Below are 19867 nucleotides of genomic sequence, written 5' to 3' on the forward strand. Positions count from 1 at the left end.
AAGGAGATAACGATGGGTAATACCCAGCCCTTGCCAATATTAATCACTGGCGGAGGCCGTCGCATCGGCCTCGCCCTCGCCTGGCATTTCATTAATCAAAAGCAACCGGTGATTGTCAGCTATCGGACGCACTATCCTGCCATTGATAGCCTGATTCAGGCGGGAGCACAGTGTATTCAGGCTGATTTTTCGACGAATGATGGCGTGATGGCGTTTGCCGATAAAGTATTAAAAAGCACCCACGGCCTGCGTGCCATTTTGCACAATGCCAGCGCGTGGATGGCAGAAAAACCAGGTACGCCACTGGCTGACGTGCTGGCCTGCATGATGCAAATCCACGTTAATACCCCATACCTTCTTAACCACGCTCTGGAAAGATTACTGCGTGGTCACGGGCACGCCGCCAGCGATATTATTCACTTCACCGATTATGTGGTGGAACGAGGCAGCGACAACCATATCGCCTATGCAGCAAGCAAAGCAGCCCTGGATAATATGACCCGCTCATTTGCCCGCAAGCTGGCACCGGAAGTGAAAGTAAATTCTATTGCACCGTCGCTGATCCTGTTTAATGAACATGATGATGCTGAATATCGCCAACAGGCGCTGAATAAATCGCTGATGAAAACCGCGCCTGGCGAGAAAGAGGTGATCGATCTGGTCGATTACTTGCTCACCAGTTGCTTTGTTACCGGGCGCAGTTTCCCGCTTGATGGAGGTCGACATCTGCGTTAATGCAGTTTCATCCAGCAAATAATCAGCACCCATGCGCTTAGTCCCCAGCACACCACAGAACCTACAAAAGCCGCGGGCAAGCGCATGATTCCAGTGAAATACCACAGCGACGCCAGATAAATAAAATAAGGAATGATCGACCACATACTGAAAATGATGGTTGCGCGTAAGGCTTCAATGCCGCGTTCGCTGGCAACAATATAATGCGCGATGAGCGCAAAGGTTGGGAAAAGCGGGATCAGCCCGGCTATGTAGTAATTTTTCGTTTTTGCTAATACACCAATCAACACCACCACCAGCGCACCAAGCGCGGCTTTGATTACCAGCCCCATCTTTTTACCTTAACACTTCCATAACAAGTCCTTAGTAGAATACCTGATGCAAACTTGTTTAGAAACGATTGATAGTAAGTAAAAACGGTGCAGTGTATTGTGACGTTTTTATATCTACCGTGAATAATATGAACACTATCGTATTTGTGGAAGATGACGCAGAAGTTGGTTCACTGATTGCCGCATACCTGGCGAAACATGATATGCAGGTAACCATAGAACCTCGCGGCGACCATGCAGAAGAAACGATCCTGCGGGAAAATCCGGATCTGGTGCTACTCGATATCATGCTACCAGGCAAAGACGGCATGACTATCTGTCGCGATTTAGGTTCTAAGTGGTCCGGACCAATCGTTCTGCTGACCTCCCTCGACAGTGATATGAACCACATTCTGGCGCTGGAAATGGGTGCCTGCGACTATATTCTCAAAACGACTCCTCCTGCAGTTCTGCTGGCTCGGCTACGTTTACATTTGCGTCAGAATGAGCAAGCGACGCTGACCAAAGGCATTCAGGAAACGCCTCTGACGCCCTACAAAGCATTGCATTTCGGCACGTTGACCATCGACCCTATTAACCGCGTAGTCACCCTTGCTAACACTGAGATTTCACTCTCTACCGCCGATTTCGAACTGCTCTGGGAATTAGCCACTCATGCGGGGCAAATTATGGATCGCGATGCGTTGTTGCGAAATTTACGCGGCGTCAGTTATGACGGTCTGGATCGTAGCGTGGACGTGGCTATTTCGCGGTTAAGAAAAAAACTGCTCGATAACGCTGCTGAACCGTATCGTATTAAAACTGTGCGTAACAAAGGCTATCTTTTTGCGCCCCATGCATGGGAATGAGCGATGAAAAAACTGTTTATCCAGTTTTATCTTTTACTGTTTGTCTGCTTTCTGGTGATGTCCCTGCTGGTTGGACTGGTGTACAAATTTACCGCCGAACGCGCGGGCAAACAGTCGCTGGATGATTTGATGAACAGTTCGCTGTACCTGATGCGTAGCGAGTTGCGGGAGATCCCCCCGCACGACTGGGGAAAAACGCTGAAGGAGATGGATTTAAATCTCTCTTTCGATCTGCGCGTCGAACCCTTGAGTAAGTATCATCTCGATGAAATTTCCATGCACCGACTGCGTGGCGGTGAGATTGTTGCTCTGGATGATCAGTACACTTTTTTGCAACGCATCCCACGCAGCCACTACGTGCTGGCCGTCGGTCCCGTTCCTTATCTCTATTACCTCCATCAAATGCGTTTGTTGGATATCGCGCTGATTGCCTTTATTGCCATCTCTCTCGCCTTTCCAGTGTTTATCTGGATGCGTCCGCACTGGCAGGACATGTTAAAACTGGAAGCAGCGGCGCAACGATTTGGCGATGGCCATCTCAATGAACGCATTCACTTTGATGATGGTTCGAGCTTTGAACGACTGGGCGTAGCATTTAACCAGATGGCGGACAATATCAATGCATTAATTGCCAGCAAAAAACAGCTTATCGACGGGATTGCTCACGAACTGCGAACGCCGTTAGTGCGCCTGCGTTATCGGCTGGAGATGAGCGATAACCTGAGTGAAACAGAGTCTCAGGCTCTGAATCGTGATATCAGCCAACTGGAAGCCTTGATCGAAGAACTGCTGACCTATGCCCGATTAGACCGCCCGCAAAATGAGTTGCATCTTAGCGAGCCAGACCTACCGTTATGGCTGTCAACACATCTGGCCGATATCCAGGCTGTTAACCCCGACAAAACGGTACGGATAAAAACGCTCATGCAAGGTCATTATGCGGCGCTGGATATGCGCTTAATGGCGCGCGTGTTGGATAACTTGATCAATAACGCCCTGCGCTACTGCCATTCAACCGTAGAAACCAGCCTGTTACTGGCAGGAAACAGAGCGACATTAATTGTCGAAGATGATGGGCCAGGAATAGCCCCACAGGATCGCGAGCATGTCTTTGAACCCTTTGTGCGTCTCGATCCTAGCCGTGACCGTTCAACCGGCGGTTGTGGGTTGGGACTGGCGATTGTCCACTCTATTGCACTGGCAATGGGCGGCACGGTTAACTGTGACTCCAGCGAACTGGGTGGTGCCCGCTTCTCGTTTAGCTGGCCGTTATGGCATAACATCCCGCAATTTACCTCTGCCTGACATTACGCGCACGGTGGTCAAGTTACCGCCGTTGTGTTATATAATAAGTATGTTGTAACTAAAGTGGTGATTTTATGGCTCGTTACGATCTCGTTGACCGACTCAATACTACCTTTCGTCAGATGGAGCAAGAACTGGCCGCGTTTGCCGCTGAGCTTGAGCAGCACAAGTTGCTGGTTGCCCGCGTGTTCTCTTTACCGGAAGTCAAAAAAGCGGATGAGCATAATCCGCTGAATTGCATTGAAGTTAAGCAACATCTCGGCAAAGAGGCGCAGGCGCTGGCACTACGTCATTTCCGCCATTTGTTTATTCAGCAACAGTCCGAAAACCGCAGCAGCAAGGCCGCTGTTCGTCTGCCTGGCGTGTTGTGTTATCAGGTCGATAATCTTTCACAAGCGGCGCTGGCAAGTCATATTCAGCGCATCAATCAACTCAAAACCACTTTTGAACATATCGTCACGGTTGAGTCAGAACTCCCCACGGCGGCGCGTTTTGAATGGGTACATCGTCATTTGCCGGGACTGATTACCCTTAACGCTTACCGCACGCTCACGGTTCTTCACGATCCTGCCACTTTACGTTTTGGCTGGGCGAATAAGCATATCATTAAGAATTTGCATCGTGATGAAGTACTGGCTCAACTGGAAAAAAGCCTGAAATCACCACGCAGCGTCGCGCCGTGGACGCGCGAGGAGTGGCAAGGAAAACTGGAGCGTGAGTATCAGGATATCGCCGCCCTGCCGCAGGATGCGAAATTAAAAATCAAACGTCCGGTGAAGGTGCAGCCAATTGCCCGTGTCTGGTATAAGGGAGATCAAAAACAGGTACAACATGCCTGCCCTACGCCGCTTATCGCGTTGGTTAATCGGGATAATGGTGCTGGTGTGCCGGACGTTGGCGAGCTGCTAAATTATGATGCCGACAATGTGCAGCACCGTTACAAACCCCAGGCGCAGCCGCTTCGCTTAATCATTCCACGGCTGCACCTGTATGTTGCAGATTAACGCCCGACTTTCATACTGCCGACCATCTGTTCTGGTCGTACCCAACTATCAAACTCGGCTTCGCTAAGATACCCCAACGCAAGGGCTGCGGCTTTTAAAGTCAGCCCTTCTTTGTGTGCTTTTTTAGCGATCTCAGCGGCTTTGTCATAGCCAATGTGGGTGTTGAGCGCAGTCACCAGCATTAGCGACTCATTGAGCAATTGATTGATTCGCTCACGATTCGGCTCAATTCCCACTGCACAATGTTTGTTAAAACTTTCCATGCCATCCGCCAGTAAGCGCACCGATTGCAGGAAATTGTGGATCACCATCGGGCGGAAGACGTTCAGTTCGAAATTACCGGAAGCGCCACCGATGTTGATCGCCACGTCGTTTCCCATCACCTGACAGCAAAGCATGGTTAACGCTTCACACTGCGTTGGGTTCACTTTCCCTGGCATGATTGAGCTGCCCGGCTCGTTTTCCGGAATTGAGATTTCGCCAATGCCACAGCGAGGGCCTGAAGCCAGCCAGCGGACATCGTTCGCAATTTTCATCAGTGACGCCGCCAGCCCTTTCAACGCGCCATGAGCCTGAACCAGTGCATCGCAGGTCGCCAGTGCTTCAAATTTGTTCGGAGCAGTAACAAACGGCGCACAGGTAATTACCGAAAGCTCATCCGCTACGCGACGGGCATATTCCGGATGGGTATTCAGCCCCGTCCCTACCGCTGTACCGCCCAGCGCCAGTTCCGCCACATGCGGCAGGCTGTATTCAATATGTTTGAGATTATGCTCCAGCATCGCTACCCAGCCGGAAATCTCCTGGCCCAGTGTCAGCGGCGTGGCGTCCTGCAAGTGGGTACGACCAATTTTGACGATATCGGCAAATGCGCGCGATTTCTCATTCAGCGTTTGTGTCAGTGTTTTAAGCTGCGGGATGAGTTGCTTGCGTAGCGCCAGCAGCGCCGCAACGTGCATTGCTGTCGGAAAGACATCATTTGAACTTTGGCTTTTGTTCACGTCGTCGTTAGGGTGAATTTTACGTTCCATTCCGCGCACGCCACCGAGCAGTTCGCTCGCCCGATTGGCCAGCACTTCGTTCATATTCATGTTGCTTTGCGTGCCGGAACCCGTCTGCCAGATAGCCAGCGGAAATTCATCGTCATGCTGTCCCGCCAGCACTTCATCCGCTGCCTGACGGATAGCACTCGCTTTCTCTTCAGAGAGTAAACCTAAATCTTCGTTAACTTTTGCCGCTGCACGCTTAGTCAGCGCCAGCGCATGAATCAGTGAGGTGGGCATTTTCTCCGTGGAAATACGGAAATGCTCCAGCGAGCGTTGAGTTTGTGCGCCCCACAGCTTATCTGCCGGGACATCGATCGCACCCATCGAATCTTTTTCGCTGCGTACTGTATTCATGGCCTGCTCCTCACCTGATTAATTTTTTCTTTTCTGTTTTGCTTTCGTTAAGCAACTTTTAGCTCACTCATTATTTACTATTTGGTAACAAATGTTTGGTCTTTCGTGCCATGTAAAAAAGCCGCCCCGAAGTAAAGGGCGGCTCAGATTGTTTGCAAAGTACGCTTTGTTCATGCCGGATACGGCGTGAACGCCTTATCCGCCCGCTTATTTCACGCAGCGGGTACACTGCGTGAGTTGAATCTGCTGGAAGAAGTCATTCCCTTTATCATCAACAAGGATAAATGCCGGGAAATCTTCCACTTCAATTTTCCAGATAGCTTCCATACCCAGTTCCGGATATTCAACACATTCCAGGCTCTTAATACTGCCCTGCGCCAGCACTGCTGCCGGGCCGCCGATACTGCCAAGGTAAAAGCCACCATGTTTTTTACAAGCATCGGTCACCTGCTGACTGCGATTACCCTTCGCCAGCATGATCATACTGCCGCCCTGCGCTTGCAGTTGATCGACGTAAGAATCCATCCGTCCGGCGGTCGTTGGGCCAAGAGAGCCGGAGGCATAACCTTCTGGCGTTTTTGCCGGACCAGCATAGTAAATCGGGTGATCTTTGATGTATTGCGGTAACCCTTCGCCGTTGTCCATGCGCTCTTTCAGTTTGGCGTGGGCAATATCACGACCGACAATAATCGTGCCGTTCAGCGACAAGCGGGTAGAAACGGGATACTGCGACAACTGTGCGAGGATCTCTTTCATCGGACGATTAAGGTCAACGCGCACCGCTTCGCCTTCCCCTGCTTTACGCAATTCTTCCGGGATATATTTGCCTGGATTATGTTCCAGTTTTTCGATCCAGATCCCCTGACGATTGATTTTCGCTTTGATATTACGGTCAGCAGAACAGGAAACGCCCATACCAACCGGACAGGATGCGCCGTGGCGTGGCAGACGAATCACGCGGATATCATGGGCAAAATATTTACCGCCAAACTGCGCCCCCAGACCAAGATTTTGCGCTTCAATCAGCAACTCTTTTTCCAGCTCCACATCACGGAACGCCTGACCGTGCTCATTCCCTTCCGTTGGCAGCTCGTCATAGTATTTAGCGGAAGCCAGTTTTACTGTTTTAAGGTTAGTTTCCGCAGATGTACCACCGATCACGAAGGCAATGTGATACGGAGGACACGCCGCCGTGCCCAGCGTACGCATTTTCTCAACCAGATAATTTTTCAGTTTCCCTGGCGTCAGTAACGCTTTGGTTTCCTGATAGAGATACGTCTTGTTTGCTGAACCGCCACCTTTGGCGATACAGAGGAATTTATACTCGTCGCCATCAACAGCATAAAGATCGATCTGCGCTGGCAGGTTGGTGGCAGTATTCACCTCTTTATACATATCCAGCGCTGCGTTTTGCGAGTAGCGCAGGTTATCTTCGATATAGGTGTTATAGACACCGCGCGCCAGCGCCGCTTCATCACCACCACCGGTCCATACACGCTGCCCTTTTTTACCGACGATTATCGCGGTGCCGGTATCCTGGCAGGTTGGCAGAACGCCTTTTGCGGCGATGTCGGAGTTACGCAGGAATTGCAGCGCCACATATTTGTCGTTTTCGCTGGCTTCCGGGTCGCGCAGGATATCGGCCACTTGCTGCTGGTGAGCCGGACGCAGCATAAATGACGCATCATGAAACGCCTGACGCGCCAACAAAGTTAACGCTTCTGGCGCGACTTTCAAAATCTCCTGCCCTTCAAATTCAGATACGCTAACGTGTTCGCTGGTCAGCAGGTAGTACTCGGTATCATCTTTTTTGAGTGGGAAAGGAGCCTGATAATGAAAGGGTTTGTTTGACATTGTTCTCTCACTTACTGCCTGGTTTGGTTATGCTCTGGGCGGGTGTTCCATTGCCCTGTTAAAAGCGAGTTACATTATCCTACACACTTTTTTAACAAAAACTGAGACTAGTACGACTTTTTGCGGCTCCAGGTTACTTCCCGTAGGATTCTTGCTTTAATAGCGGGATTAATTTCCACATTCAAACAGGGATTGATCATGCAAAAACTTATTAACTCAGTGCAAAACTATGCCTGGGGAAGCAAAACGGCACTGACTGAACTTTATGGCATGGAAAATCCATCCAACCAGCCGATGGCTGAATTGTGGATGGGCGCACATCCGAAGAGCAGTTCACGTGTGCACAATGCCGCCGGAGATATCGTTTCACTGCGTGATGTGATTGAGGGTGATAAATCAACTCTGCTGGGAGATGCCGTTGCCAGGCGCTTTGGCGAACTGCCTTTCCTGTTCAAAGTGTTATGCGCAGCCCAGCCGCTCTCCATTCAGGTTCATCCAAATAAACGCAATTCTGAAATCGGTTTTGCCAAAGAAAATGCCGCCGGCATTCCAATGGATGCCGCCGAGCGTAACTATAAAGATCCTAACCACAAGCCAGAGCTGGTTTTTGCCCTGACCCCTTTCCTCGCGATGAACGCGTTTCGTGAGTTTTCCGAGATTGTTTCCCTGCTCCAGCCCGTCGCGGGCGCGCATCCGGCGATTGCTCATTTTTTACAGCAGCCCAATGCCGAACGTTTAAGCGAACTGTTCGCCAGCCTGTTGAATATGCAGGGTGAAGAGAAATCCCGCGCGCTGGCGATTTTGAAATCGGCGCTCGACAGCCAACAGGGTGAGCCGTGGCAAACGATTCGTTTAATTGCTGAATTTTACCCGGATGACAGCGGCCTGTTCTCCCCACTGTTACTGAATGTGGTAAAACTGAACCCTGGTGAAGCGATGTTCCTGTTCGCAGAAACACCACACGCCTACCTGCAAGGCGTGGCGCTGGAAGTGATGGCGAACTCCGATAACGTGCTGCGTGCGGGTCTGACGCCAAAATATATTGATATTCCGGAGCTGGTTGCCAACGTTAAGTTTGAAGCCAAATCGGCCAGCCAGTTGCTGACCCAGCCGGTGAAACAAGGTGCAGAGCTGGACTTCCCGATTCCGGTTGATGATTTTGCTTTCTCGCTGCATGACCTTAGCGATGAAGAAACTACCATCAGCCAGCAAAGTGCCGCCATTTTGTTCTGCGTTGAAGGCGAAGCAACACTGGGTAAAGGTTCTCAACAGTTAGCGCTTAAACCGGGTGAGTCCGCATTTATTGCCGCCAATGAGTCGCCGGTGACGGTGAAAGGCCACGGACGTTTAGCGCGTGTTTACAACAAGCTGTAAGAGCTTACTGAAATAATTAACATCTCTTGCTAAGCTTATTAAAGGCTTATAACACTTCAGGCGGCCAGTCCGCCTGATTTCATTTATGGATAATCATTATGAATAAATCGCTGGTAGCGGTAGGCGTCATTGTTGCGCTCGGCGTAGTCTGGACAGGCGGCGCATGGTACACAGGCAAGAAGATTGAAACCCATCTCGAAGACATGGTCGCACAGGCGAACGCGCAACTCAAACTGACAGCTCCTGAATCCAACCTGGAAGTGAGTTATCAAAACTATCATCGCGGCGTGTTCAGCAGCCAGTTGCAATTAGTGGTGAAGCCCATCGCCGGGAAAGAAAATCCGTGGATTAAAAGTGGCCAGAGCGTCATCTTCAATGAATCTGTTGACCACGGTCCCTTCCCTCTGGCCCAGCTTAAAAAACTGAATTTGATCCCGTCGATGGCGTCGATTCAAACCACGCTGGTCAATAACGCTGTGAGCAAGCCACTGTTTGATATGGCAAAAGGAGATACACCTTTTGAGATTAACTCTCGCATCGGTTACAGCGGCGATTCCAGTTCAGATATCTCGCTCAAGCCACTGAATTACGAGAAAAAAGATGAAAAAGTCGCCTTTAGCGGCGGTGAGTTCCAGTTAAATGCTGACCGAGACGGTAAAGCCATCTCCCTTTCCGGGGAGGCGCAAAGCGGTCGGGTCGATGCAGTTAACGAATACAACCAGAAAGTGCAGTTGACCTTTAATAATCTGAAAACCGATGGTTCCAGCACGCTGGCAAGTTTCGGTGAGCGCGTGGGTAACCAAAAACTGTCGCTGGAAAAAATGACCATTTCAGTGGAAGGCAAAGAACTGGCTCTGTTGGAAGGCATGGAGATCAGTGGTAAATCAGACCTGGTTAATGACGGTAAAACGATCAATAGCCAACTGGATTACTCGCTAAACAGCCTGAAGGTACAGAATCAGGATCTGGGCAGCGGCAAGCTGACTTTAAAAGTCGGTCAGATTGACGGTGAAGCCTGGCATCAGTTTAGCCAGCAATATAACGCGCAAACACAGGCGTTACTGGCACAGCCAGAGATTGCCAACAATGCCGAACTTTATCAGGAGAAAGTGACGGAAGCCTTCTTTAGCGCCCTGCCGCTGATGTTAAAAGGCGATCCGGTAATTACGATTGCGCCGTTAAGCTGGAAAAACAGTCAGGGTGAAAGCGCGCTGAATTTGTCGCTGTTCCTGAAAGATCCGGCAGCGACTAAAGAAGCGCCGCAAACACTGGCGCAGGAAGTTGATCGCTCGGTTAAATCTCTGGATGCAAAACTGACCATTCCGGTCGATATGGCAACCGAACTGATGACTCAGGTGGCGAAGCTGGAAGGCTATCAGGAAGATCAAGCTAAAAAGCTGGCGAAACAGCAAGTTGAAGGTGCATCAGCAATGGGCCAGATGTTCCGTCTGACCACCTTGCAGGACAATGCCATCACCACCAGCCTGCAATATGCTAACGGTCAGATCACGTTGAATGGTCAGAAAATGTCGCTGGAAGATTTTGTCGGTATGTTTGCGATGCCAGCACTTACCGTTCCGGCTGTACCGGCCATCCCGCAACAGTAATTCACAGCCAAAACGCCGGAGAGTTTTCTCTCCGGCGTTTTTTCACTTCAACATAAAGTCATACTGAATACTCATTTTCACATCCCAGTAATTCAGGCGATTGCCCAGCGTACTACCATCGCGCTTTTCCCGTCCTTTATCGGCTGCAAGAAAGAAATTCATCCCTTGTAGCGGCCCTTCGCTGACCCGATAGTTCATACCGCCTAAGATACCTGCGCCTTCAATCCGCACATCTCGTTTACTGGATTCATAGCCGCGAGTCACAATCGGTGCCAATGTCAGCGTAAATTGCGGGGTTAAACGATAATTGACACCCAATTGCCAGGACTGCATACCTTCCCGGTTACGATCAAGACTTAACGAGAAAGGATAACCAATATCGGTGTCCACCACGGCTCCGTTCATCGCATGACGCAGATAACCACCGCTACCAAACACGCTTCCCCACGGCGCGCTCCACGTCAGTTGGCCGCTAACCAGCGCCGTTTCATTGGGCTGGTTGGTGTTACGACTTAAGCCTTCCAGTTGCGCATAAAAGCCGAGCAACTCCCCTTTCAGCGCATAATCCTGGGCGAGCGAAATGCTTTTCTCAAAAATAGTTTGTAGCTGATTAGAAACATCTTTCTGTGCCGATGCCCCCAAAGAATAACGGCTGGTATCATCATGCCAACTGGCAGCTAAAAAAGAACGAGCGCGATGTTTATCGTATTTTCCGGTCTGGCTGTTATAAACACCTTCATCACGGATACCGGTTGTTGAATCAGTCCATAAAAATACCCGGGAGCGCCACATTCCCCACAGTTCAATATTGGGCGTTAAAGCCCAATAACCTAATGCTCCTTCAGAAACGGTCGGTAATGTACGTTGCGAACTGCCAGCAATTAACGGAATACGATAAGGTAAACTACCATAACTATAATCTGTCCCGAAACGACCTAATTTAAGTAAACTCTTTTCACTCGGTTTTATTTTTACCGCACCCAATGCATAGCCAAAACTTTTATCGCCATCAAGATACCATCGGGTACTCATATCAGCACGAGCACCTAATTTATAAACATAATAGGCTCCACCTTCGACGCCAATAATATTAGCGTAATAACCGCTATTAAAATCGAGCAATCCTCCTTGCACCCATGCGTAAATATCTCTTCCCGCGCCAGCACTGGGCTTGTCAGCCCGGCGCAATTCATTTTTCAGTCTGATTCGTAGTCCCGCTTCATCGTCAGCCAGTTGTGCAGAGTAAGCGGAGGTAAGGCCAGAGGCAGCCGTCAGGGAAATAACGGCCATGGCCACTATTTTTCTCATAGTTGCACCTTTGATGTTCTGATTATTTTTATAAGATATTAATTAGTGATATCGCTGATTAATTGCTGCTGCATTTTTTTACGATTATCAATTTCGACCACAATTTCTTTGAATTTTTTATCAGTCAGCGGATAAAACCAAATTATAACGAATGCCAGTAGCATAAATCCGCAAGGGACTAAGGCAATTGATGTGCGGATCCCCATAATAACTTCCGGCGTTTGTGCCTGATTCGCAATATATCCGCTTAATCCCAAAATAAAGGCGGGAATTGAACCCCCTATTGCCTGTCCACATTTTCGGGTAAATGAGAATAATGAATAGGTAAGCCCTTCAATGCGTACACCGGTCAGGTATTCACCATATTCTACAGTATCGGCCTCCAGCGCCCACATCACCGTCATGGTAACGCCCTGACCCACTGAAGCGATGGCTAACGCGATCAGTGCCACCGGCAGCGACCAGACTGAAACCCAGAAGAACAGCAAATAACCACAAGTTCCCAGCAGAGCGCCAATCAGGAAGGTATTCTTTTTACCGATTCTGGCAACCATTCCCGGCACCAGCGGTGCCGATGCCACTGTGCCGACCAGGTTTTGCACCAACACCAGCACAGTAAACAACCCGGCATCATTCAGTACATAGCGCACGTAGAACAACGACGAAGCACTGACCGCGAAGGTCGAGATCAGCACGCATAGCGCGCCGATGCACAACATAAACAGCGGACGATTCCGTTTCAGCGTTTGCAGGCTGATCTTCAATGACGGCTGCGCCACGATACGCACTACATTCTCGCGCGTCGATTTAAAGCAAATGAAGTAAAGCACCATCCCGGCAATCGCCAGGGTAATCGTCCAGAAATGGTATACCGACACCATCTCCTCCGGGCTGGAGTGCTTAATGCTCGGGCCAATCAGAAAAGCCAGGCAGACAAAGGTCAGCGAAGCGGCAATCCCGCGAGCCGCGCCCAGACGGGCGCGGGATTGTGGTTGTTGGGTCATGGCAGTTGCCAGTGAGCCATAAGGTATATTGACCAGGCTGTAACAAAGCCCCAGCCCCATATAAGTCAAATATGCATACACCACTTTGCTGCTATGACTCCAGTCGGTCGGCACCCAGAAAACCAGCACGCTGAAGATCATTAACGGTGCAGTGCCGAACAGCAAGAAGGGGCGGAATTTGCCCCAACGGGTATTTACGCTGTCTACCACCCGTCCGGCGAAGACGTCAGCAAAAGCATCGAATACCCGCACCAGTAATAGCATGGTGCCCGCCGCAGCGGCACCGACGCCAGCGACGTCGGTGTAGTAACTCAACAGGAAGAGCGCCCCCATGGCGAAGGCGAAGTTATTGGCAACGTCACCGAGGCTGTAGCCGACGATGGTGCGCCATGAGAGTTGTTGATTCATTTTTTGCCTCCCTGCTGCGGTTTTTCACCGAAATTCATGCCAGTCCAGCGTTTTTGCAGCGAGAAAGCCGCCGATTTTGGTTTGCGGTCACGAGTGAAAATCCCTTTCTTGTTACCGCCAACGCGCAGAATGCCCTGCGAAGTCGCAAAATCAGCGAAGTTCCATACCTGTTCACCAACGACAGCACTAACGCGGTCAAAGACGCGGTGATACATATCCAGCCACGCGCACTGATACTCTTCACTCCACATATCGGTGTACATCGAGTGCAGACCGGCTAACGTATCCACCCCGTATTCGGTGATGATAATCGGCTGATGCAGTTTCTCCTGCCACGCAAGCAGTTCTTTTTCCAGTACCTTTTCTGCCGTCTCCAGATCGCCGCTTTGGACATACCAGCCGTAATAACGGTTCAGACACAGCACATCAAAGAGATCGCTGATGGTATCGGTGTGAGCGTCGCAGAACATCACATTGACGCAGGTGATCGGTCGTGTCGGGTCGAGTTTACGCGTTGCTTCTGCCAGTGGCGCGAAATATTCCCGGGCACCTTGCGGGCGGGTATCTGGTTCATTGGCAATGCTCCACATCACCACGCTTGGGTGGTTTTTGTCACGCGCAATCAGTTCTTTAATCGCCTGTAAGTGCGCCTGCTGGGTTTCCCCATTGACCGCCTCTTCGCTGTACAGTTCTTTCGGTTTGTTGCCCGCTTCGAAACCAATTCCTAAAGAAAGGTTAAAGCCGACGGCGGCAGTTTCATCAATCACCACAATGCCATGTTCGTCAGCCCAGTCGAGCATCTCTTCAGCGTAAGGGTAATGCGAGGTGCGGTAAGAGTTGGCACCAATCCAGTCCATCAATGCGTGATCGTGCACCATCAGCACGTTATCGAATCCCTTGCCACGCAAATCCGCATCTTCATGACGACCAAAGCCAGTGAAGTAGAACGATTTGTGGTTGATCAGGAACTGTTCACCCTTTACTGCCACCGAGCGGATACCGACGCGCAGTGGATAGATGTCGCACTCTGTCTGGCTTTTTGCGGTGACGCACAGTTCATAGAGATACCCATCACCGGGTTGCCAGAGATTCGGGTTCACCACTTGCAAGGTTCCGCTGTGACCTTGTCCGGCTGCGACAACCTGCTGATCAGCATCACGCAGTTCGACGCTGATATCACCATTGGCCACCACCTGCCAGTCAATGGAAGCGTGGTTGCAGTCTTGCGCTACATGCGTCACCACGGTGATATCATCCACCCAGGTGTTCGGCGTGGTATAGAGCATTACGCTGCGGTGGATCCCGGCGTAGTTAAAGAAATCATGGAAATAAGACTGCTTTTTCTTGCCGTTTTCGTCGGTAATCACCATTCCCGGCGGGATAGTCTGCCAGTTCAGCTCATTGTTCACACAAACGGTGATACGCACACTTTTTCCGGCAATCACATATGGAGTAACATCGGCTTCAAACGGCGTATAGCCGCCCTGATGCTCCATCACTTCCTGATTATTAACCCACACTTTGCCGTAATGAGTGACCGCATCGAAACGCAGCACGATACGCTGGCCCGCCCAACCTTTGGGTATAAAGACTTCGCGCTGATACCAGACATTGCCCACATAATTACGAATATCCGCATCAGCAAACTGATCGTTAAAACTGCCTGGTACGGCAATCGCCCGACTCTCTTGCAACGTGCTTTCCCACCAACGCTGATCATTTCCACAGTTTTCGCGATCCAGGCTGAATGCCCACAGACCGTCGAGTTTTTTGATTTCACGGGTTGGGGTTTCTACAGGACGTAACATAAGGGACTCCTCATTAAGATAAAAATACTGGTCAACCTTTAATTTGATTAGTTAACCAATTAAGCAATGCAAACAGTTATCTGTGAGAAACCCACGGAAGAGAAATGGAAATAAAAAGAACTGACACCGCGATCAAAAAACCAAAAACTGCAATACCCACAGCGTGACATGGATCGCATTAATCTCTAAAACAACGTTGACAGAAGCTACAAAATAAGCAACCGAACGCTCGTTCGAGTGACTTAAAACGCTAAATTTCCGTGACATATGGTTGTGGTGTATGTGTTAACGGGATTTTGCGATCAGGCGAGAACGTTTTGGTATGGTGCTGTTAAGGACATTAAATGCGGACGCAGTGGTCACCGGCCCGCGGCAAGAAGATATCAGGATGCGGTTAAAATACCGCCTATCATCGCACGTAATCCCTGGGCAAATGACGCGTCACCCGCCAGGTCTTCGGCTTCAATGTCGGCCAGTACGCCATAGGTCAGATCCAGCAATAAACGAGAGGTCATCGCCGTGTTAATGTCAGGACTTATCTCACCTTTTTGCTGGGCATCGCGCATACGCTGGGCGATGTATTCGGTGATTGTCAGATGCTTATTCCTGAGCATAGCGGCAACCTGCGGATTACGCATTCCTTCCGCCATAATCTCTACCACCAGCGCCCGCTGGGCAAAGGCTTCATGCGTCAGGGAGACTATCGACTCGACCATATATTCTACAAAATGAATCCCTTCGATAGGGTCCCGGAAGCGGGCCAGCGCCCTCTCCTGATCCTGGAGGATAATTGCCTGAATCAAGGCTTCTTTAGAAATGAAATGGTGGTAAAGCGTCCCGGGACTTATACCGCAGGATTTACAGATGGCTTTCATCGAGGCACTGTGAAATCCATTTTCTGAAAAAATCTCTCTGGCAGCATTGAGGATCCGGGTCCGTGTCGGTTGTGCTTCAGTCTGCATGTTATCCATCGTTAAACCAATATAGTTAGCATGAATAACTAGTTTACCGCGTTGTCAGGTGAGCGCCTATCATTGCTGTTGAATAGTGCGAAGGCACACCCGATTCGTTTACTATTTACACGACAATTGGTCAACCAATGAACATAACCTGGTTACCAGTTTTCTGGCGTTTTTTCACTGCTGAACTCGCTGTACCGGTAAACAACACTCACTCAGTTGTTTACCGGCCTGCTAGCGATTAATTAAGCTCCTGTACCCCACCGCCGGATACGGTGAGTATTTGCCCGCTTATCCAACTGGCAGCAGGTGAACACAGAAACAGCGCCGCGTTAGCAATATCTTGCGGTTGACCCAGACGTCTGATTGGCGTGTGCTGCAACATTTTTTGTTCAATTTCTGGCGTAATAACGGATTTTAGAGCATCAGTTAATATTGCCCCCGGCGCAATGCCATTCACCCGAATATTTTTTTCACCCAGATCAAATGCCATATTTCTCACCAGATGACTGGCCGCAGCTTTAGATGACGCATAGGAAGTCATGTTTTTATTTTTATTTTCTGCAGCCATAGAAGTGATAGTCAGAATAACGCCTCCGCCATTTTTTTCCATTTCTGGCGCAATGAGTTGTGACAGATGGAAAAAAGAAAACACATTCAGTTCATAAGCGCGGCGGAAATCCGCCATTGGCATATCAAACGGTTTAGGACCACCGCCACCCGCGTTGTTAACCAGAATATCCACTTTGCCCAACTTACTGATGGCAAAGTCTGCCAGAGCAGATAATTCCTGTTCGGAAGTAATATCACAACGCCAGGCAAATGCCTGTCCACCAAGCTGTTGAATCTCATCAACAACATGATTTGCTGCATCGGCATTAATATCACTGACCACCACAGATGCACCTGCTGTCGCGAATGTAATGGCAATTTCTTTACCAATACCAGCACCCGCACCGGTGATGATGGCGCATTTTCCGTCGAGTCTCAGGTTGTCAGAATTAAACACATAAACCTCCTGTGAACTTCAGTAAATAAATTAAAAGGCACCGCCTGTGTGCCACATTTTTTATCATTAACCTCGGGGAAAAGACACTACCAGGTATAGCAGATAAAGAGAGATTATTTCGCCGTAATGAGCCGCGCGGGGATAATCAGATTTCGAGAGTGATTCTCTTCGTGACTGATTTTTTGCATCATGCGATCGGCAAGCGTAAAGCCCAGTTCCCGCGCAGGTGTGCAGGCCCAGACAATCGGTAAATCATCAAGAGCAGTTTGCGTTACATCAGTAAATGCCGCTAATGAAACCTGTTGCTCAAAATAACGATCGACCCCGCTTTCGCCGCTTTGCCGCCCTGCTTTCAGTAAACCAAACCACGCGCCCATCGCAATGGTTTCGTTGTAGCACACCACCGCGCTGATGGTCGGGTTATGGCGCAAAAGCGCCGTTATAGCTTCCGCAGCCAGCTTCTGGCTGGAAGAACATTCCAGTACCCAATCGCTGTGAAACGGCAGACCAAATTTTAATAGTGTTGCGCAATATCCACCCACTCGTTCCGCGCGGGTTAAAGAGGAACTTTGCCCTCCCAGCCAGGCGATACGCTGATGCCCATTGCGAATAAGGTGTTCCGTCAATAACTGCGCTGCCTGCATGTTATCCGGGCGAACAGTATCCACATCTTCAAGATAGCTGGCACGGGATGCAAAAATCACCGGGATGTCTTTTTCTTCTGCCATGCGCCGCAGGTCATCACTGCTTCCTGCCGCACCGGCAATCACCACACCATCGACACCCTGATTCAGTAGCAGTGAAAATCGCTGGACCAGTTGCTCGCCATCTTTACCGCCGTGGAGCAAAAAAACCATCCGCCCCTGTGCTTCCAGTGCCTCTGTCAGCCCGGCCGTTAATTCAGCGTAAAACGGCGAAGATAAGTCGCGCACAATTAAGCCAATTACGCCACTCTGCCCGCCGCGCAGCGCAGATGCCTGGCGATTTCGCACAAAGCCTAACTCTTCAATGGCCGCGTTAACCCGTTCTCCCGTGGCGGCAGATATTCGCCCTTTGCCACTAAGCACCAGCGAAACGGTACTGACTGACACGCCCGCAGCCAGCGCAACATCATGAATGGTGATTTTTTTGGCGGTAGCCATGCAGATGACCTACTCCCTGATTATGTGACAGATAAAACGTTTTACCTTTAATTTATCTTATACCCGCTATTATCGTTGCGTAATGTGATTTATGCCTCACTAAAATTTGATAAAACGTTTTATCTTCTCGCGCAATTTATTGAATCCAGACTGTTCTCAACAAGGAGTCGTTTTATGACGGCGAAAGCAGCACCGAAAGTCACGCTGTGGGAATTCTTCCAGCAGTTAGGCAAAACCTTTATGTTACCCGTGGCGTTATTGTCGTTCTGCGGCATTATGCTCGGAATTGGCAGTTCCCTTAGCAGCCACGATGTCATAACCCTAATCCCGGCATTGGGTAACCCCGTGTTGCAGGCCATCTTTACCTGGATGAGTAAGGTTGGCTCGTTTGCTTTTAGCTTTCTGCCAGTGATGTTCTGTATTGCAATCCCACTCGGGCTGGCGCGTGAAAACAAAGGTGTTGCAGCATTCGCGGGTTTTGTCGGTTACGCGGTCATGAACCTTGCGGTTAACTTCTGGTTGACCAATAAAGGCATTCTACCAACCACCGATGCAGCCGTTCTGAAAGCCAATAATATCCAGAGTATTCTTGGGATCCAGTCGATCGACACCGGGATCCTCGGTGCAGTGATCGCCGGTATCATTGTCTGGATGCTGCATGAGCGTTTCCATAATATCCGCCTGCCAGATGCGCTGGCGTTCTTCGGCGGCACCCGCTTCGTGCCCATTATCTCCTCACTGGTGATGGGACTTGTCGGTCTGGTAATTCCGTTAGTCTGGCCGATATTTGCTATGGGCATTAGTGGATTAGGTCATATGATCAATAGCGCAGGCGATTTCGGACCGATGCTGTTTGGTACTGGCGAACGTCTGCTGTTGCCGTTTGGTCTGCATCACATTCTGGTGGCATTAATTCGCTTTACGGATGCGGGCGGCACGCAGGAAGTCTGCGGTCAAACCGTAAGCGGCGCGCTGACTATCTTCCAGGCGCAATTAAGCTGCCCGACCACACACGGTTTCTCTGAAAGCGCTACGCGTTTCCTCTCCCAGGGAAAAATGCCTGCCTTCCTCGGCGGCCTGCCTGGTGCGGCATTAGCCATGTATCACTGCGCACGCCCGGAAAATCGCCATAAAATTAAAGGCCTGCTGATTTCTGGCCTGATCGCCTGTATCGTTGGCGGCACCACAGAACCGCTGGAGTTCCTGTTCCTGTTCGTTGCGCCAGTCCTGTATGTCATCCACGCACTGTTAACCGGCCTCGGCTTCACTGTCATGTCCGTTCTCGGTGTCACCATCGGTAATACCGACGGTAATATCATCGACTTTGTGGTATTCGGTATTTTGCATGGTCTGTCGACTAAGTGGTACATGGTGCCAGTGGTGGCGGCAATTTGGTTTGTTGTTTACTACGTCATCTTCCGTTTCGCTATCACCCGCTTCAATCTGAAAACACCGGGGCGCGACAGTGAAATCGCCAGCTCAATCGAAAAAGCCGTTGTCGGTACGCCGGGTAAATCAGGTTACAACGTTCCGGCAATCCTCGAAGCCCTGGGTGGTGCCGACAATATTGTCAGCCTTGATAACTGTATTACTCGCCTGCGTTTGTCTGTGAAAGATATGTCGCTTGTGAATGTGCAGGCGCTGAAGGACAATCGGGCAATTGGCGTAGTTCAATTGAATCAACATAACCTGCAGGTTGTTATTGGGCCGCAAGTTCAATCGGTAAAAGATGAAATGGCCGGTTTGATGCGCACTGTTCAGGCATAAGGA

At 50.0% G+C, this 19867-nt stretch carries 16 protein-coding genes; 7 read left to right on the plus strand and 9 right to left on the minus strand.

Features of this window, described 5'->3' with window-relative positions:
* Positions 1 to 12 precede the first annotated feature (12 nt).
* Complete coding sequence (gene folM, locus ESM_RS0101725; protein ID WP_000528572.1) at positions 13 to 735, plus strand: dihydromonapterin reductase; 723 nt, start codon at positions 13 to 15, stop codon at positions 733 to 735.
* On the opposite strand, the gene ESM_RS0101730 is transcribed toward folM, so the two are convergent.
* Positions 732 to 1067, minus strand: a complete 336-nt coding sequence (locus tag ESM_RS0101730) for a GlpM family protein (protein WP_000524883.1) — start codon at positions 1065 to 1067, stop codon at positions 732 to 734. The two genes, folM and ESM_RS0101730, sit on opposite strands and share 4 nt — an antisense overlap.
* A 128-nt stretch (positions 1068 to 1195) precedes the next feature.
* Here ESM_RS0101730 and rstA point away from each other — a divergent pair, with 128 nt between their 5' ends.
* From rstA to tus, 3 genes are all read left to right on the plus strand, one after another.
* Positions 1196 to 1915 (plus strand): two-component system response regulator RstA, encoded by a 720-nt coding sequence (gene rstA, locus ESM_RS0101735; protein WP_001092496.1) that lies wholly within the window; start codon positions 1196 to 1198, stop codon positions 1913 to 1915.
* Between the two features lie 3 nt (positions 1916 to 1918).
* Positions 1919 to 3220, plus strand: a complete 1302-nt coding sequence (rstB, locus tag ESM_RS0101740; protein WP_000732531.1) for a two-component system sensor histidine kinase RstB — start codon at positions 1919 to 1921, stop codon at positions 3218 to 3220.
* Positions 3221 to 3294: 74 nt separating this feature from the next.
* Positions 3295 to 4224 (plus strand): DNA replication terminus site-binding protein, encoded by a 930-nt coding sequence (tus, locus tag ESM_RS0101745; protein ID WP_000135173.1) that lies wholly within the window; start codon positions 3295 to 3297, stop codon positions 4222 to 4224.
* On the opposite strand, the gene fumC is transcribed toward tus, so the two are convergent.
* Entirely contained in the window at positions 4221 to 5624 is a 1404-nt protein-coding gene (gene fumC / locus ESM_RS0101750; RefSeq protein WP_001099077.1) for a class II fumarate hydratase, read from the minus strand. The genes tus and fumC overlap by 4 nt on opposite strands.
* 207 nt (positions 5625 to 5831) lie before the next feature.
* A complete protein-coding gene (gene fumB / locus ESM_RS0101755) occupies positions 5832 to 7478 on the minus strand; it encodes a class I fumarate hydratase (protein WP_000066630.1) in 1647 nt (548 codons plus the stop codon).
* 198 nt (positions 7479 to 7676) lie between these two features.
* Here fumB and manA point away from each other — a divergent pair, with 198 nt between their 5' ends.
* On the plus strand, positions 7677 to 8852 hold the full coding sequence (gene manA / locus ESM_RS0101760; protein ID WP_001170632.1) for a mannose-6-phosphate isomerase: 1176 nt from the start codon (positions 7677 to 7679) through the stop codon (positions 8850 to 8852).
* Positions 8853 to 8950: 98 nt separating this feature from the next.
* Entirely contained in the window at positions 8951 to 10459 is a 1509-nt protein-coding gene (locus ESM_RS0101765) for a YdgA family protein (RefSeq protein WP_001043387.1), read from the plus strand.
* A gap of 42 nt (positions 10460 to 10501) precedes the next feature.
* Here ESM_RS0101765 and uidC read toward each other — a convergent pair whose 3' ends face one another.
* The 6 genes from uidC to malI form a co-directional block, all read right to left on the minus strand.
* Positions 10502 to 11767 (minus strand): glucuronide uptake porin UidC, encoded by a 1266-nt coding sequence (uidC, locus tag ESM_RS0101770; protein WP_001227070.1) that lies wholly within the window; start codon positions 11765 to 11767, stop codon positions 10502 to 10504.
* A 38-nt stretch (positions 11768 to 11805) separates the two neighbouring features.
* A complete protein-coding gene (gene uidB, locus ESM_RS0101775; protein WP_001075870.1) occupies positions 11806 to 13179 on the minus strand; it encodes a glucuronide transporter in 1374 nt (457 codons plus the stop codon).
* Positions 13176 to 14987 carry a beta-glucuronidase gene (uidA, locus tag ESM_RS0101780; RefSeq protein ID WP_000945946.1) on the minus strand — a complete coding sequence of 604 codons (1812 nt, stop codon included), beginning with the start codon at positions 14985 to 14987 and terminating at the stop codon, positions 13176 to 13178. Before uidA ends, uidB begins: the two co-directional genes overlap by 4 nt.
* Before the next feature lie 383 nt (positions 14988 to 15370).
* Positions 15371 to 15958 (minus strand): DNA-binding transcriptional regulator UidR, encoded by a 588-nt coding sequence (uidR, locus tag ESM_RS0101785; RefSeq protein WP_000369704.1) that lies wholly within the window; start codon positions 15956 to 15958, stop codon positions 15371 to 15373.
* A gap of 229 nt (positions 15959 to 16187) precedes the next feature.
* Positions 16188 to 16955 (minus strand): 7-alpha-hydroxysteroid dehydrogenase, encoded by a 768-nt coding sequence (gene hdhA, locus ESM_RS0101790; protein ID WP_000483368.1) that lies wholly within the window; start codon positions 16953 to 16955, stop codon positions 16188 to 16190.
* A gap of 113 nt (positions 16956 to 17068) precedes the next feature.
* Complete coding sequence (gene malI, locus ESM_RS0101795; protein ID WP_000179491.1) at positions 17069 to 18097, minus strand: mal regulon transcriptional regulator MalI; 1029 nt, start codon at positions 18095 to 18097, stop codon at positions 17069 to 17071.
* Between the two features lie 174 nt (positions 18098 to 18271).
* On the opposite strand from malI, the gene malX reads away from it, so the two are divergent.
* Positions 18272 to 19864, plus strand: a complete 1593-nt coding sequence (gene malX, locus ESM_RS0101800) for a PTS maltose transporter subunit IICB (protein ID WP_000125487.1) — start codon at positions 18272 to 18274, stop codon at positions 19862 to 19864.
* The last annotated feature ends 3 nt before the right edge of the window (positions 19865 to 19867 follow it).

This window comes from Escherichia sp. TW09308, assembly GCF_000208565.1.
GTDB lineage: Bacteria > Pseudomonadota > Gammaproteobacteria > Enterobacterales > Enterobacteriaceae > Escherichia > Escherichia marmotae.

Excerpts from the sequence above, each read along its gene's own strand:
- ESM_RS0101730 (WP_000524883.1), bottom strand. The coding sequence starts at position 1,067 with ATGGGGCTGGTAATCAAAGCCGCGCTTGGTGCGCTGGTGGTGGTGTTG.
- rstB (WP_000732531.1), top strand. The coding sequence starts at position 1,919 with ATGAAAAAACTGTTTATCCAGTTTTATCTTTTACTGTTTGTCTGCTTT.
- malX (WP_000125487.1), top strand. The coding sequence starts at position 18,272 with ATGACGGCGAAAGCAGCACCGAAAGTCACGCTGTGGGAATTCTTCCAG.
- uidA (WP_000945946.1), bottom strand. The coding sequence starts at position 14,987 with ATGTTACGTCCTGTAGAAACCCCAACCCGTGAAATCAAAAAACTCGAC.
- uidR (WP_000369704.1), bottom strand. The coding sequence starts at position 15,958 with ATGGATAACATGCAGACTGAAGCACAACCGACACGGACCCGGATCCTC.
- manA (WP_001170632.1), top strand. The coding sequence starts at position 7,677 with ATGCAAAAACTTATTAACTCAGTGCAAAACTATGCCTGGGGAAGCAAA.
- rstA (WP_001092496.1), top strand. The coding sequence starts at position 1,196 with ATGAACACTATCGTATTTGTGGAAGATGACGCAGAAGTTGGTTCACTG.
- fumC (WP_001099077.1), bottom strand. The coding sequence starts at position 5,624 with ATGAATACAGTACGCAGCGAAAAAGATTCGATGGGTGCGATCGATGTC.
- folM (WP_000528572.1), top strand. The coding sequence starts at position 13 with ATGGGTAATACCCAGCCCTTGCCAATATTAATCACTGGCGGAGGCCGT.
- fumB (WP_000066630.1), bottom strand. The coding sequence starts at position 7,478 with ATGTCAAACAAACCCTTTCATTATCAGGCTCCTTTCCCACTCAAAAAA.
- uidC (WP_001227070.1), bottom strand. The coding sequence starts at position 11,767 with ATGAGAAAAATAGTGGCCATGGCCGTTATTTCCCTGACGGCTGCCTCT.
- tus (WP_000135173.1), top strand. The coding sequence starts at position 3,295 with ATGGCTCGTTACGATCTCGTTGACCGACTCAATACTACCTTTCGTCAG.
- malI (WP_000179491.1), bottom strand. The coding sequence starts at position 18,097 with ATGGCTACCGCCAAAAAAATCACCATTCATGATGTTGCGCTGGCTGCG.
- ESM_RS0101765 (WP_001043387.1), top strand. The coding sequence starts at position 8,951 with ATGAATAAATCGCTGGTAGCGGTAGGCGTCATTGTTGCGCTCGGCGTA.
- uidB (WP_001075870.1), bottom strand. The coding sequence starts at position 13,179 with ATGAATCAACAACTCTCATGGCGCACCATCGTCGGCTACAGCCTCGGT.